Here is a 14,189-nt window from a genome sequence, read left to right on the forward strand (position 1 = left end):
CCAAGGTTTCCAAACCGAAGCCGCGAAGAATCGACGGGATCAGGGTTCCTTCTGCCCAGGAAATGGACCGCGCGCTGGCGTGGGTTTCATTTCACCTCAAACTGCTCGGCCTGCAAGGCGGCGAAGTAAGGCGACTGCGGAAGCAGCTCAAGAAACGCGGCCAAGCGGAACGTCTCGCTCCGCGAACGACCCACGTCCGCGGTCATCGCCCCAGCCGTACGAAGAAAACACGCGTGCAGCGTGTGCCACGTCTTTGTTTGCGGGAATATGCGAAGACGAGCCCGGCGGTTAATCGGGCGTCGCAGACAACATCTGAATCGCAAAGCCATGCCCACGAAGACATGAGCCTGGCACCCGAAAAGAGGCCGCAAAGCTCTCCAGCAAACGAACGCGGGCCTCCGTGATCAAGCGACGAAAATCACCTTCGTAGGGTGCCGAGCAGTGACGCGAAGCGGAACGTATCGCACCGAATGCGGTCTCTAGCGACAAACAATGCATGAACATTGTTCGTGGTGCGATGCGCTGGCGTTGCTCTCACCCTACATGGACTCAATGCCAGTCCCCTCTCCACCGAGGACGGTGGAGAGGGGACTGGCGTGCGAGTTTCCCTTTTGCCACCAAATTCCTGTAAAATCAGGGGGCTAGTTAACCGTACTTCAATCTAGCGGTCAGACGGGTAGAGAGTGTCTCTTCTCGGAGGTTAATGGATGTTTACATTTCGCAGCAAAATTCCCGTTTCGGTGGCTACGGCGTTTCATTGGCACGAGCAGCCGGGGGCGCTTGATCGCTTGATTCCTCCGTGGGAAGACGTGCAGATCGAGCACCGCAGCAATTCGATCGAGCCTGGCAGTCGCGTGGTGCTGAAGATGCACGTGGCCGGCTTTCCGCTGCGCTGGGTCGCCGAGCACACCGAGCTCGAGCCTAACTCGCACTTTCACGACCGCCAGGTTTCCGGCCCATTTGCCCGTTGGGAACACACGCATCGGTTTCTTCCTAGCGAAGATGGCCAGTGCGTGCTGGAAGACCAGGTCGACTACCAAATCCCTGGCGGAGGTCTCGGCGATCGGTTTGGTCGCTCGAAGGTCGAGAAGATGTTGCTGCAAATGTTTCGTTACCGGCACGATACCACCACCCACGATTTGATCGCCCATGCCCGTTATCAGGAACGTCCTACGATGAAGATTGCTATCTCCGGTGCCAGTGGCCTGGTTGGCTCGCAGCTGGGCCCTTTCCTTACCACCGGCGGACATGAGGTCGCCAAGATTTCGCGATCCGCCGGCGAGAACACCATTCAATGGGACATCAAAAACCAAGAGATCGACTCGACAAAGCTGGAAGGGCTCGACGCGGTCATTCATTTGGCTGGCGAAAGTGTCGCCGCGCGATGGACCGACAAGAAGAAGCAAGCCATCATCAACTCGCGCGTCGATGGAACTCGCCTGTTGAGTGAGTCGCTCGCCAAGCTTAAAAACCCGCCGAAGGTGATGGTGTGCGCTTCGGCGATGGGCTTTTATGGGGATCGCGGCGACGAAATCCTGAGCGAAGGTTCTCCCCCCGGCGATGGCTTTCTGGCCGATGTTTGCCAGGCGTGGGAAGAGGCCGCCCAGCCGGCCCGCGATGCCGGTATCCGCGTGGTGCATGCCCGGATCGGCATTGTGCTGAGCCCGAAGGGGGGCGCGCTCGCCCAGATGTTGACGCCGTTTAAGCTCGGTGTTGGCGGGCAGATTGGTTCCGGTAAACAGTGGTGGAGCTGGATCTCGCTGGATGATGTCGTCGGCGCGTTGCATCACCTAACGATGAACGATCAGATTCGAGGGCCGGTGAATTTATGTGCCCCGAAAGCGGTCACCAATCACGACTTCACTAAGACCTTGGGACAAGTGATTTCGCGTCCGACCTTCCTGGCCGTTCCGGAGTTCGCCGCCAAGCTGGCCATGGGACAAATGGCCGACGAGATGCTGCTTTCCAGTTGCCGCATGGAACCGAAAGTGTTGGAAGAAACGGAGTATTCCTTCCGCGACCCCCACCTGGAACGTTGCCTGCGGAAGCTGCTAGGCCGGCAGTAATAGGGTTGAAATGTAGGGCCCACGTGACGCGGGTCGCGAAGCGGGTACCAGGATTCCGACCCGCGTCACGCGGGCCCTACCCAAAGTATGTGGCGGCGTTAATCTTCGTCTTCTTCCCAATCTTCGTCGCCGTCATCGGCGTAGGTTCGCGTCCAGATATCGGCGGCGACGGGCTCGGTGATTGAGGTCTGAAATTCCCATTGGGTCGATGGCGCACCGGAACCATTTTTCAGCTCGATCATATCGCGAAAGACCTGCTGCGGGGTGCCACGAGACAATGCGTCTTCCAGCTCGGCAATGCGTTGATTCCATTGCTGACGCTGCTCGCGAAGCTCGGCGGCGTCCTCGTCATCGTCAGGCTCTTCGAGCACGTCGGGGTAGTACTCTTCGTCGTAAACTTGCAGCAACTGTTCGGCCATCATCCGCTGGTGAACGACCACACCGTAACTTTGGAGATGATCCCATTGAAAGGAATTCAGCTCGGCCTCTTTGCGATAGCGCCGCAGTGCCCGATCGCTCAGAAATTCGTGGATCGCGGCTCGCCATTGAAGTTGAATCTGGCGAACCGTTTCGTCGGTGCACTCGTCGCCGTTCATGTCGGCGATACGACGAATTTCGTCTTGGGTCGCGCCGCCCCGTTCGATCCGCCAATCCATTTCGCGAGCGTAGGCCTTCTCGAAGTAGGCCGGAAAGTTTTCCTGGTTGAACGTTTCCATTTCGGTGGCCGGGGCTTCTTCGCGGAAGCGGCGGACGATCTCCTCGACCGAATCTTCGGGGAAGAACTTGTGCGTCGCGAACGGAGGGATATCCATGCCGTGATACTTGGTGCTGCCAAAGGTCCAGCCGGTGCCATCGTGGTAACGGCGGACGACGTCGCACCAGACGCCCATCACTGGGTGCGAATAGACGACGCCGAGCGTCGACTGATCGGCATCGAGCAAGACACGCATGGGGGTGACGATTTCTTCGGCCACGTAGTCTTCGAGCTTGGTAAAACCGAGACTTTCAAACTGCTCGACCGTGGCATCGAATTGCTTTCGGTGGTCGTCCATGACCCACTGATCGTCGGGATCGTCCAGGTCACTTCGCTTGGTCAGCTTAATGCGGAAAGGAGGAACGCCGCCCCCCAGGCCTTGAGCAATAAGATCGCCGAGCGACTTCAACCAGCTCCGCATTTTCCAGCGAATGAGAAGATACGCGACGACCAAAAACAAAACCAAGGCGACAAACACACCGCCCACAATTTGAAAGAAAAGTTGCATGACGTCCCCCGCCGAGCTGCAATAAGATCAGGTAGAATCCAGCTGACGGCAAGGTACCAACTGCCTGAATAGGATTCCAGCACTTTTTTGTGAAGCCATCGTTAATTGGCGAATCCTTTTTCGGTTCGCATTTACTTCACCGTGTGTCGCTTGGCGGAAAGCGTCCTGCAGACTTGTCATCCCCCTTAAACCATGAAATGGCATTACCCTTGTCGGCCGAACTTTGGCACCTGCGAATTCACGAAATCAACGACGCCCCGGTCAACGAGACGGGGAAGTATGTCCTGTACTGGATGATCGCTAACCGCCGGACCGAGTGGAACTTCTCACTGCAACGGGCCGCCTGGTGGGCCGACCAGCTGAAGAAACCGCTCGTTGTTTTTGAACCCCTGAGGGTGGGTTACCCATGGGCCAGCGACCGTTTGCACACGTTCGTCTTGCAGGGCATGCTCGACAACCAAACGGCCTTGTCCGACAGCCCCGTCGTTTATTATCCCTATGTCGAGCCACAGCCCGACGCCGCCAAGGGGCTGCTGAAGGCGCTTGCCGATGATGCGTGTGCGGTGGTGACCGACGACTTTCCCTGCTTCTTCTTGCCCCGCATGGTTCAGGCGGTCGGCAAGAGGCTGAAGGTCAAGCTCGAAGCGATCGACAGCAACGGCCTATTGCCGATGCAAGCCGCAGATCGCGACTTCCCTGTGGCTCACAGCTTCCGGCGATTTTTGCAGAAGGAGTTACCGCCTCATTTGGAAGTCTTCCCTAATGCGAATCCAATGGCGAAGAAGTCGTTTCCGGCCACCAACCATAAGCTGATCGCCGACATAATTCAGCAGTGGCCATCGATCGATAAACAGACGCTCGAACGCCCGGCCGACTTCATCGCCGGATTGCCGATCGATCACGAAGTAGGCCCGGTCGATACGCCTGGCGGAACGCTCGCCGCACGAAAGCAAATGCAGTGGTTCCTTAAAGAGGGCCTGCCACGGTATGCCGACGACCGGAACAACGTCGAAAGCGAGTGCGCCAGTCAGCTGTCGCCGTATCTGCACTTTGGGCATCTCTCGGCTCACGAGGTCTTCCACCATCTGGCGAAGCAGGAAAAGTGGGAGCCGAACCAGCTGAGCACCAAGGTGACCGGCAGCCGGGAAGGGTGGTGGAACATGAGCCCCGGGGCCGAGGCGTTTCTCGACGAGATTATCACCTGGCGCGAACTGGGCTACAACATGTGCCACCTGCGAGACGACTACGACCAGTTCAGCTCGCTGCCGGACTGGGCCCAGAAAACGCTTAACGAGCACAAAGACGACCCGCGCGAGCATGTTTACACGCTCGAACAGTTCGAGAAAGCCCAGACGCACGACCCGCTCTGGAACGCCGCCCAGCGGCAACTGGTGCAAGACGGGCGGATTCACAATTACCTGCGGATGCTGTGGGGAAAAAAGGTCTTGCACTGGACCAATACGCCAGAATACGCCGCGAAGATCTTAATTCATCTGAACAATAAGTACGCATTAGATGGCCGGAACCCCAACAGCTATAGCGGAATCTTCTGGTGCCTGGGACGATACGACCGAGCCTGGGGGCCCGAACGCGAGATCTTCGGCAAAATCCGCTATATGACCAGCGACAGCGCGATGCGAAAGCTCAAACTGAAGAGCTATATAAAACAGTACAACGAGGGAAAGCTGTTCGACTAAAGAGGTGAACGAGGTGGAACAATCGGCGCCAACTCGCCGCATTCTTCCTAAATTGACCAAGATTTGCCCAAGAATCGGGGTGTAGAGGGGCGATTTCTTCTAAATGGACTAGATGCATCGCTTGCTCTGGCGGTATATTAGTTGTTTGTCTTTGAGGTCAAGCGCCACCGGTATTGAAAAGCGCTTCCCATAATCCACATTTTCCGGCAGCAAGTCGGGCTATCGAAACAAAGGAAATCTTTAGGTAACCAATGGTTAAGGTACTCGTTCGCGACAGGGAATCGATTCAAGAAGCAGTTCGTCGGTTTGGTAAGTTGGTTATGCGAAGCGGTCTCAAGAAAGAGATGCGCCGCCGCAAGTATTACGAAAAGCCGAGCGACCTGAAGCGTCGAGCCCGCCTGCGTGCTGAACGCCGCGCCATGAAAGAACGCCTGCTGGTTCAAGAGTAAGCTCTTGCCGCACGCATCGACTGCCTAAAGTCGAGTCTATAAAAGAGAACGCCCAGTGTTTACACTGGGCGTTGTTGTTTCTTGATTGCTTAACGACTCAACGGCCTTAGTCCTGCAGGTGAGGCTGAATCTCTTTCGCCCAGACGGCGTAGCCTTCGTCGGTCATGTGCAGGCCATCTTTCTTAAACAGTTCTGGCCGCGGCTTGCCATCTTCGCCGAGCATGGGGGCGTCGATGTCGATGAACTCGCAGTTGTCGGTCTTGGCACATTCCTGGGCGATCAGCTTGTTCGTCTCGCGAACTTCCTTGATCATCTTCCAACGACTGAGGCTTGGCTTGACGGCGATGTACAGGATCTTGGTGCTGGGAAGCTCTTCACGAATCGTCGAGACGAACTCTTGGAAGTCTTCGCGAATCCGCTCAGGCGTATACTTTGCGGCCACGTCGTTATCGCCAGCATAGACAACAACCGTACGCGGCTTGTACGGCAGGATGATTTTGTCGGCGTAGTAGACCGAGTCTTCCAACCGGGAACCACCAAAGCCACGATTCAAGCCATTCAACTTGGGAAATGACTTATCCAGATCCCACATCCGAATGCTGCTGCTTCCCACAAAAACAACGCCGCCAGGTTTGACCGGGTTTTGCTGGTCCTTTTTGGCGAACTTGTCCATATCCTTCTGCCACTTGGCAATGCTCGCCGGCACTTCACCATCGGCGGCAAAACTGGTGGCAGCAAACAGAACCAAAAGAGCGAGACTCGCAAGCGTTTTTATCATGGGTGTGAATTCCTAATTAGATATGAACTGAGGCGGGAGGGTCATGACGCGAGAGTTTGTTCCCAACCAAACCCCAACGGGACTTAGAAATGGTAACGCAAAAATCAAAGAATCCTGACCGAATTTATCCAAAAGAAAAGCGGGATCCAGGGGATCCCGCTTTAACGAATTGGTCGTCTGCAAGACTAGCCGAGCACGTAAGGGGCGCGGTGGGCGCGGTGCGTCATCTCGGCAGCTTCGTTGTCGCCGTTGATCTTTTCCGAGACGGGGTCCCATTCGATCTTGCGTTCCAACCGGCAAGAGATATTGCCCAGGTGGCAAGCGGTTGCCGTGCGGTGGCCGATTTCGACATCGCAGATTGGCAGTTCGCGGGTTTCCATGCAGCTCAAGAAGTTCTTGTGATGGTTGCTGCTGTCGATCAAATGGATATCCGAATCCTTCAGCTTGATCGCCCCGATTTCCTCGGACGACGGCTTGAACACGCCACGGTTGACGTAGATCTCGCCCTTGTCGCCGATGAAGCGGGTGCCCATCTTGATGTCCTTTTGACCCTGGCCGACGATCATCTTCACGCCGTCGCCATAGTCGTAGGTGATGCGGCAAGCTTCTGGTACTTCGTGGGCACCATCGGGATGAAACTTGACCTGCTCGGCATGAACCGACAGCGGGCCGCTGTCGTCCTTGCCCATGCCCCAGTGGGCGATGTCGATATGATGGGCACCCCAGTTGGTCATCTGACCGCCGGAATAGTCCCACCAGAAACGGAAGTTGTAGTGAACCCGCTTCGAGTTGTACGGACGAACGGGTGCTGGGCCGAGCCAGAAATCGTAATTCAAGTTATCGGGTGCTTCGCCATCAGGCGGCAGCTTGCCGGGGTCGTTGGCATTGGCGATACCAACATGCACCGTGTGGACCTTACCGATATAGCCGTTGCGAACCAGTTCGCAGGCCTTACGGAAGTTAGAAGACGAACGCTGCATCGAACCGGTCTGCACGATACGCTTGTTCGCCCGAGCCGCGTCAACCATCTTGCGGCCTTCGTTGATCGTCAGCGACAGGGGCTTTTCGCAGTAGACGTCTTTGCCTGCTTCGCATGCGGCGATGGTCGTGATGGCGTGCCAATGGTCAGGCGTGCTCACCACAACGGCGTCGATGTCTTTGCGATCCAACAGCCGGCGGTAGTCCTCGAAGATCTCGACCTTGCGGTCCTTCTTATCGAGCACGGTCTTGGCGGCGTTTTCGGCATGCTTCGAGTCGACATCGCACACGGCAACCGCGTTGTCGAGGAACTTGCCCAGGTTGCCGCGGCCCATGCCGCCGACACCAATGTGACCGGTCAGAACCCGATCGTTGGCACCAAAAGCAGTCGAAGGGATGAACATCGGGGCCGCCGCCAAACCGGCAGCCGCTGTGGATGTCATGAGAAACGAACGACGAGAAACGCGATTATTAGCTGTCATGGATACCTCGTTGGTTCAAAGCGAACTAGCCTCTACTCGACCACGGCAAGAAAGGATGGAAGCTTCCGGCGGGGCGGTAAACTTCTTAGTTTAGCTGAAATCGGTTGCCGCGTTAAGTCAAAGAAGACACCATTACCCCTAGGTTATCGGATTATTCCATTTCTTCCCACACGCTGTGATAGCCATCAACCGCCTCGGCATACTGTAAGAACCGCTCGTAAAACGAGTTACCGCCGATCGTCGAGCTGTCCCCCACCACAATCAGCTTCCGCCGTGCCCGGGTCAACGCGACGTTCATGCGGCGCGTATCGTGCAAAAAGCCGATCTCGCCAGACGTGTTCGAGCGCACCAGCGAGATGATTACCACCTCGTTTTCTCGGCCTTGAAAGCCATCGACCGAGTCCGCTTCGACCCCGGGGGGCAACTGATTCCGCAGAAGTCGCACCTGGGCCGCATACGGAGAAATCACCGAGATCGCCGACGGAAGAATCCCCGCGTCGATCAACTGCGTGGCCTTTTTCACAACGAATCGCGCTTCGGCGTCGTTCACGCGGCTCGAGGTCGTTTCGTCTTCCTCTTCAACGAAGTCGGCCCCGGCGGTGTCGAAGAACTGCCACGGCTTAGGATCGACGTACGCCTGATCGCTGAGCAGCGGCTGCAGGTCGTGCGTGGCGACTGAATCGTCCGCTTCCAACTGGCCATCGTAAAACTCGAGGCTGCTGAAATCCATGATCGACGTGTGCATCCGATACTGACGCTTCAAGAGTCGGGCGATCGCAGGCCGCTTTCGCACCAACCGCTGCTGCATGCTATCCGAGAAGCCAGCCGAGGCCGCTTCCTGCGAAAGGATCGTCGGCGGAAGCTGGCAGTGATCGCCCGCCAGAATCACGCGTCCACTACGAGCCAATGGAATCCAGCACGCTGGCTCGACGGCCTGACATGCTTCATCGATCACAACCGTGTCGAACGTTCGCCCGGCCAGCAGGTCGTCGTCGACACCGGTCAACGTGACGCACAGCACCTGGGCATTGGAAAGGATTTGATCGAGCGTCTGCCGCTGGATGCGTTGGGCATCGTCGAACAACTGCCGTGCTTCGTCGCGCAGGGCCGTTCGCTCGCCGGGGGCTGGCTTGGCTCGCGTGTAACGCCCGGCACTGCGCAGCTTGGCCTGGGCATCGCGGATCAGCTTATCGGCCAGCTTGGCATCGGGGTGCGAGCGAGCCTGGTAATCGAGCGTGGCGTCGTGCAGCTGCTCGGAAACGCGCGCCGGATGGCCCAGCCGTACGGCACGAACTCCTTGGGCCATCACCCGCAGCATGAGGTTATCGACCGCCAAATTGCTGGGGGCACACGCCAAGACTTTTTCGCCTCGGTCGACAAGCTTACGAATCAGATGCGCCAGCGTCACGGTTTTGCCGGTGCCTGGCGGACCATGAATGATGGCGACGTCCTCGGCTCGCAGGGCGTTCTCGACGGCGTCCCACTGCGACTCGTTCAGGCTTCGTGGCGCGTCGCCTGTTTCGGCCGTCGCATTAAAGCGTGGGGGCGATTCGCCTAGCAACACATCGCGCAGCTCGGCCAGGCGAATGTTCTGAGCGCTCGCCGCTCGCTTCAAAGCGAACTCCATCCGCCGACGCGTTACTTCGTCGTCGCTGGGGATCAGGTTGAACGGGTCGTCGTCGTTCTCGAGAAAGTCCTGCGTGACCACTTCGATCGAACCATCGCGTACCGAAGCGACCAAGCCGCGAACCTGGTTTTGCTCGACATCGTGCACGATCAGCGGCGAGCCCGAGCGAAAGCGGTGCGGCGGCAGCGAGGCCCCTTGGGTCTTGGGACGGAACTGACAGATGACCCGCCCGGCCAAAGCCGACCATTGCTCGTGCAGCTTCAATCCTTTGAGGATGCCTGCTTTTTGCTTGCCATCGGCCAGCCGTTGCGATTCCTCTTTCGCTTCCAAGGCCATCCAGCGGCGGAAGTCGGCAAACAACGAAGGCCACTCGAGTTGGTCTGGCTCGAAGAACGCGTCGACTTCCGGCAGCGTTTCGCGAAGGGTTTTGGCGGCCCGCTTGGCGCGGTCTTCGGCGACTTCGACGCTGGCCTGACGGCGGACCAGGTCGATGGCCCCGATTTCCTTACCGGGGATATCCGCTTCTTCAATCAGCAGCCTGAAGAGCTGGTTGCGGTTGGTCCCCGGAGGAAGTCCCCGTAAATGAAGCCGTGCCATGGGTAGTGCTTTGTGGATGAGAATGCTTGCTGGGGTCCGCCACCTCTTCGCGTGCGGCGGGCGGGGTCGCGAAAAAGCACGCAACCGCCTGAAGGAACAACATGGTAGCAAACAACCACAGCACTGCGTCATAGCTGCCGAGAAGTTCTTTCCCCTGGCTCATCAGAAACGGTCCGGCGGCGCTGCCCCCCACGACCGACATCATCTGAAACCCTTTGATCTTGCCCAAGTGGGCTCGACCAAAATAGCGGGCCAGCAACGAATTCGATCCGGCAGCCGACACCCCCTGGGCCATACCAAAGGTCAGCCCATACACGCCGGCCATCCACACCGAGTCAATCGAAAGGTACGTCATGACGCCAATGCTTAGCAGCACCGAGCCGGCAACCATCAAGTAATTCAGCTTGAAGTAGTCGGCCAGAATACCGCCGAAGAACTGGCAACTGGCCATGCTGATGGCCATCGTCCAGAAGATGACCTGCGCGTCTTCTTCGGTGAGGCCACGGCTTTCCAGGTACGGCACCACCATGAACATGAGCGCGGTGCCAATCATCGCCCACATCGTCATAAACGAAAGGACAATCCAGAACGAACGTTCCTGAAACGCATCGCCCAACGACAACTGCGGCATCATGAAAAACGATCCGCGATTTTCAGTTTCGTTATCGCTGCGAGGGACTCGCTTATCGCCATCAGGCAGTTGGCCGATTTCTTCGGGATGATTCCGAAAGACAAAGATCAGCAGCGGAAACATGATCGCCCATACGCCGATACCCAACGCAAAATAGGCTTGCTGCCAACCGAGCCAGCTGATCAGCGCGATGGTAATCACCGGAAACGTAGCAAACGCGATCGGTGCCGACATGTTTCGAATGCCGTTGGCGAAGCCCAACTTCCGCTGAAACCACATGTCGGCCGTGTTGGTCGCCAACAGCGTCAGCGAGCCTTGGCCGAGGGTACGGATCGCTAAAAACGCGACAAACAGCGCGTACGGTCCTTCTACCTGAGACATGAACATACACGCCAGCCCGAACAGCACGATGATCATCGTGATCGTCTTCCGCAGTCCCCACCGGTCGGCCAGTGCACCGATCCAAGGAACCGGAAACGCGGCCAGAATCGTTCCCCATAAATAGGCAGTAGTGACCGTTACGATCTCGGCGTCGATCAGCTCCTTGGTCAGCACAACCTCTTGCCCAGGGTGCGCGTTGCGGAATGTTTCGGTCGCCAGCGAAGTGGCGATATGTTTGTTGAACAGGGCCACTCCGTAGGTCTGCCCAGGGCTGGTGCAGTACTGAGCGACCATCGCCACACCCAGCATCACCCATCCATAAAAGAAAGGGGTCGCTCGGACGAGTGGGTCGCGTCGCAAAGAGGCTGCCTCAAACGAGGCGGCGTCGGTGGCCATAAGTAAAGGTTGCCTGAATCTGTTCCAACGAAGATTTGCAGGCCAATAAATACCTGCGCGGACTCATATACTAACAATGGGTCTGGTAGGAGGAAACGGCTAATGGGGGTTCGGTTCGCCGTATTTTCTAGCACTCATTTGCACGCCCGTAAGCTGCAATACGTGGGGCATTTTCGCCAACAGTTGCAGGCCAATTGCAAGCTATTCACATTGCCGATACGTTGGAACGTCTTAGACACCCAACAGGGTGTCGTTTTGTTTGCGTAAGAAACCGCCTCGGGTGCGATGATAACGTCCGCATGAGCACGCCCCCTGTCGAACCCATACAACAATCAACCATAGCGTGAAGTGAATGAGCCGAATTGGTTTAGCTTTCAAGCTCTTTTTTCAAATTCTCTTTAATTCCGAAGTCGCCGAGCGCGCCGAAACCCTCTCGCTGCCGGCCCCTGAAAAAGAGGCCAAGCCAGCAGAGACCCCGCCGCCTAAGCCCAAGCCGAAACCAGCCAAGCCGCAGCGGCCAGAAGGTATCGATGCGTTGGTGCTGTTGGCTACGCTGCAGCGCGAGGCCCGCTTCTTAGACCTGTTTCAGGAAGACCTGAGCGAATACGACGACGCCCAGATTGGTGCCGCCGTGCGAGATGTGCAGCGCGACACCAAGGCCACCCTCAACCGCCTGTTCGCCATTGGCCCGGTATGTGACGAAAACGAAGGAAACCGCATCGACCTAACCCCGTCCTTCGATGCCAGCGAGATTCGTCTGGTGGGTAACGTACAGAACGAAAAGCCTGCCGGGGGTACGCTCGTGCATCGCGGTTGGCGGGCCACCAAGTGCGACGTTCCGACGTTCAACGGCACGCTCGCCCAGGCCCAAGTGCTCAACCCGGCGGAAGTGGAGGTTTAACCTATGGCGGCTAAATTTGTCATCGGCGTCGACCTGGGAACCACCAACAGCGTCATCGCCTACAGCGATCTGGAAGCCGAACAACCGGTGGTCGAGCTGTTAGAGATTCCGCAGTTGGTCGCGGCCAGTACACTCGAGAACCGCACGTCGCTTCCCTCGTTCTTGTACCTCGCCACCGAGGCCGATCAGCAAGGAGGCAAGCTCGGTCTGCCGTGGGACGACGATCAAGCGTTCGCTACCGGCGAGTGGGCCCGGCGTCAGTCGGCCGATACGCCAGACCGCACCGTCGGCGGCGCGAAGAGCTGGCTGTCGCATCATAAGGTCGACCGGCAAGGCGAAATCCTCCCGTGGAACGCCCCGAAAGAGGTCGGCAAGATCTCGCCGGTGGAAGCCTCGCGGCGGTACCTTCAGCACTTAGTAGCGGCCTGGAATGAAGCCCAGCCCGAGCATGCGTTCGCCGATCAAGCGGTCGTGCTGACGGTGCCGGCTTCGTTCGACGCGAGTGCCCGAGAGCTAACCCACGAAGCGGCCATCGCGGCTGGCTTCCCGGCCGATTTCACCTTGCTGGAAGAACCCCAGGCCGCCGTATACGCCTGGCTGGGTCACATGGGTGAGTCGTGGCGGAAGGCGCTTAGCGTGGGTGATAAGCTGCTGGTCTGCGACGTCGGTGGCGGAACGACCGACCTGACGTTGATCACCGTCGAAGAAGAAGCAGGCGAACTGGTCCTCAAGCGGATGGCCGTTGGCAATCATCTGCTGGTAGGCGGCGACAACATGGACCTGGCGTTGGCCTTTCATGTGGCCGAACTGTTCAAGGAAAAGAACGTCACGCTCGATCCGTGGCAATCGGTCTCGCTGTGGCACAGCTGCCGAGCCGCCAAAGAACAACTGCTGCAAGAGGGTGGGCCCGACAAGCACCCTGTCAGTATCTTAGGGCGCGGCAGCAAGCTGATCGCGAAGACCGTTTCTGTCGATGTCGAGCGCGAGCCGATCAAAGCGATGCTGTTGGAAGGTTTCTTCCCGGCATGTGCTGCCACCGACAAAGCGGAACGGGGCTTCGCCTCAGGCTTTCAGGAACTGGGCTTGCCGTTTGAATCGGACCCAGCCGTCACACGCCATCTGGCCGAGTTCTTGGCGATGCACGCCGAGAAAGCAGGCAGCGCGATTCACCCGACGCATGTGCTGTTCAACGGGGGCGTTTTCAAGAGCGAACCCTTCCAGACGCGGCTGATGGAAACGATCGAATCGTGGCAGCCGGAACAGCCTCCGCAGCGGTTGGCAGGCGATCACGATCTCGACTACGCCGTCGCTCGCGGTGCGGCCTTCTATGGCTGGGCGAAAGAGAAGGGGGGCATTCGTATCCGCGGCGGAACGGCTCAGGCCTATTACGTCGGCATTCAAACATCTGGCCTGGCGATCCCTGGGGCCCCGCGTCCGTTGAACCTGTTGAACGTCGTGCCGATCGGCATGGAAGAAGGAACCGAAACCGATGTGCCCAGCGCCGAGGTTGGCCTGGTGGTGGGCGAGACGACCAAGTTCCGCTTTTTCTCGTCGCCGATCCGCAAAGACGACCAGCCAGGGCAGATGATTCAGCGGTGGGACGAAGCCGAGATTTCCGAGACCGACAGCCTGGAAGCTTCGCTGCCGCGCGACGACAAGATCAACGAGCCATATGTGCCGGTGACCTTTCACAGCAAAGTGACCGAGCTCGGCATGCTCGAGTTGTGGTGCGTCAGCAGCAAGACTTCCGGCCGCTGGAAACTGGAGTTCAACGTCCGCGAAGAGGATTGAGCCTGTCCTTTTTTATAAGAGTAGGATTCGCCACAGAGGGCGCAGAGAGCACCGAGAGAAAGCAGGAACACACCACGGACAGGAAGAGAAATGGGGTGCCTGGTTTCTCTTCCGTGTCATTCGTGCTTCACGGTGTGCTTTCGGGCTAGTCCA

At 57.9% G+C, this 14,189-nt stretch carries 11 protein-coding genes; 6 read left to right on the plus strand and 5 right to left on the minus strand.

Annotated elements, in window-relative coordinates; genetic code table 11:
• Together HOV93_RS24195 and HOV93_RS24200 are read left to right on the plus strand one after the other, a co-directional pair.
• A partial coding sequence (locus tag HOV93_RS24195; protein WP_207399139.1) for a hypothetical protein occupies nucleotides 1-404 on the plus strand: 404 nt, incomplete at its 5' end.
• A 303-nt stretch (nucleotides 405-707) separates the two neighbouring features.
• On the plus strand, nucleotides 708-2,066 hold the full coding sequence (locus HOV93_RS24200) for a TIGR01777 family oxidoreductase (protein WP_207399140.1): 1,359 nt from the start codon (nucleotides 708-710) through the stop codon (nucleotides 2,064-2,066).
• Between the two features lie 98 nt (nucleotides 2,067-2,164).
• Here HOV93_RS24200 and HOV93_RS24205 read toward each other — a convergent pair whose 3' ends face one another.
• Nucleotides 2,165-3,328 carry a hypothetical protein gene (locus HOV93_RS24205; RefSeq protein WP_207399141.1) on the minus strand — a complete coding sequence of 388 codons (1,164 nt, stop codon included), beginning with the start codon at nucleotides 3,326-3,328 and terminating at the stop codon, nucleotides 2,165-2,167.
• A 293-nt stretch (nucleotides 3,329-3,621) separates the two neighbouring features.
• Here HOV93_RS24205 and HOV93_RS24210 point away from each other — a divergent pair, with 293 nt between their 5' ends.
• Both HOV93_RS24210 and rpsU read left to right on the plus strand, forming a co-directional pair.
• On the plus strand, nucleotides 3,622-5,025 hold the full coding sequence (locus HOV93_RS24210; protein WP_207399180.1) for an FAD-binding domain-containing protein: 1,404 nt from the start codon (nucleotides 3,622-3,624) through the stop codon (nucleotides 5,023-5,025).
• A gap of 251 nt (nucleotides 5,026-5,276) precedes the next feature.
• Entirely contained in the window at nucleotides 5,277-5,474 is a 198-nt protein-coding gene (rpsU, locus tag HOV93_RS24215; protein WP_144972544.1) for a 30S ribosomal protein S21, read from the plus strand.
• A 106-nt stretch (nucleotides 5,475-5,580) separates the two neighbouring features.
• Here rpsU and HOV93_RS24220 read toward each other — a convergent pair whose 3' ends face one another.
• From HOV93_RS24220 to HOV93_RS24235, 4 genes are all read right to left on the minus strand, one after another.
• Nucleotides 5,581-6,252 carry an SGNH/GDSL hydrolase family protein gene (locus HOV93_RS24220; RefSeq protein ID WP_235990960.1) on the minus strand — a complete coding sequence of 224 codons (672 nt, stop codon included), beginning with the start codon at nucleotides 6,250-6,252 and terminating at the stop codon, nucleotides 5,581-5,583.
• 185 nt (nucleotides 6,253-6,437) lie between these two features.
• Nucleotides 6,438-7,712: a Gfo/Idh/MocA family protein gene (locus HOV93_RS24225; RefSeq protein ID WP_207399142.1), complete on the minus strand. Its 1,275-nt coding sequence runs from the start codon at nucleotides 7,710-7,712 to the stop codon at nucleotides 6,438-6,440.
• Nucleotides 7,713-7,863: 151 nt separating this feature from the next.
• Entirely contained in the window at nucleotides 7,864-9,936 is a 2,073-nt protein-coding gene (locus HOV93_RS24230) for an AAA domain-containing protein (RefSeq protein ID WP_207399143.1), read from the minus strand.
• Nucleotides 9,866-11,344: an MFS transporter gene (locus HOV93_RS24235; protein ID WP_207399144.1), complete on the minus strand. Its 1,479-nt coding sequence runs from the start codon at nucleotides 11,342-11,344 to the stop codon at nucleotides 9,866-9,868. The genes HOV93_RS24230 and HOV93_RS24235 overlap by 71 nt, the downstream gene beginning before the upstream one ends.
• Before the next feature lie 352 nt (nucleotides 11,345-11,696).
• Here HOV93_RS24235 and HOV93_RS24240 point away from each other — a divergent pair, with 352 nt between their 5' ends.
• Both HOV93_RS24240 and HOV93_RS24245 read left to right on the plus strand, forming a co-directional pair.
• Nucleotides 11,697-12,245, plus strand: a complete 549-nt coding sequence (locus HOV93_RS24240; protein ID WP_207399145.1) for a DUF2760 domain-containing protein — start codon at nucleotides 11,697-11,699, stop codon at nucleotides 12,243-12,245.
• Nucleotides 12,246-12,248: 3 nt separating this feature from the next.
• A complete protein-coding gene (locus HOV93_RS24245; protein WP_207399146.1) occupies nucleotides 12,249-14,036 on the plus strand; it encodes an Hsp70 family protein in 1,788 nt (595 codons plus the stop codon).
• The last annotated feature ends 153 nt before the right edge of the window (nucleotides 14,037-14,189 follow it).

Origin of the sequence: Bremerella alba, from assembly GCF_013618625.1 — a bacterium.
Classification (GTDB): Bacteria; Planctomycetota; Planctomycetia; order Pirellulales; family Pirellulaceae; genus Bremerella; species Bremerella alba.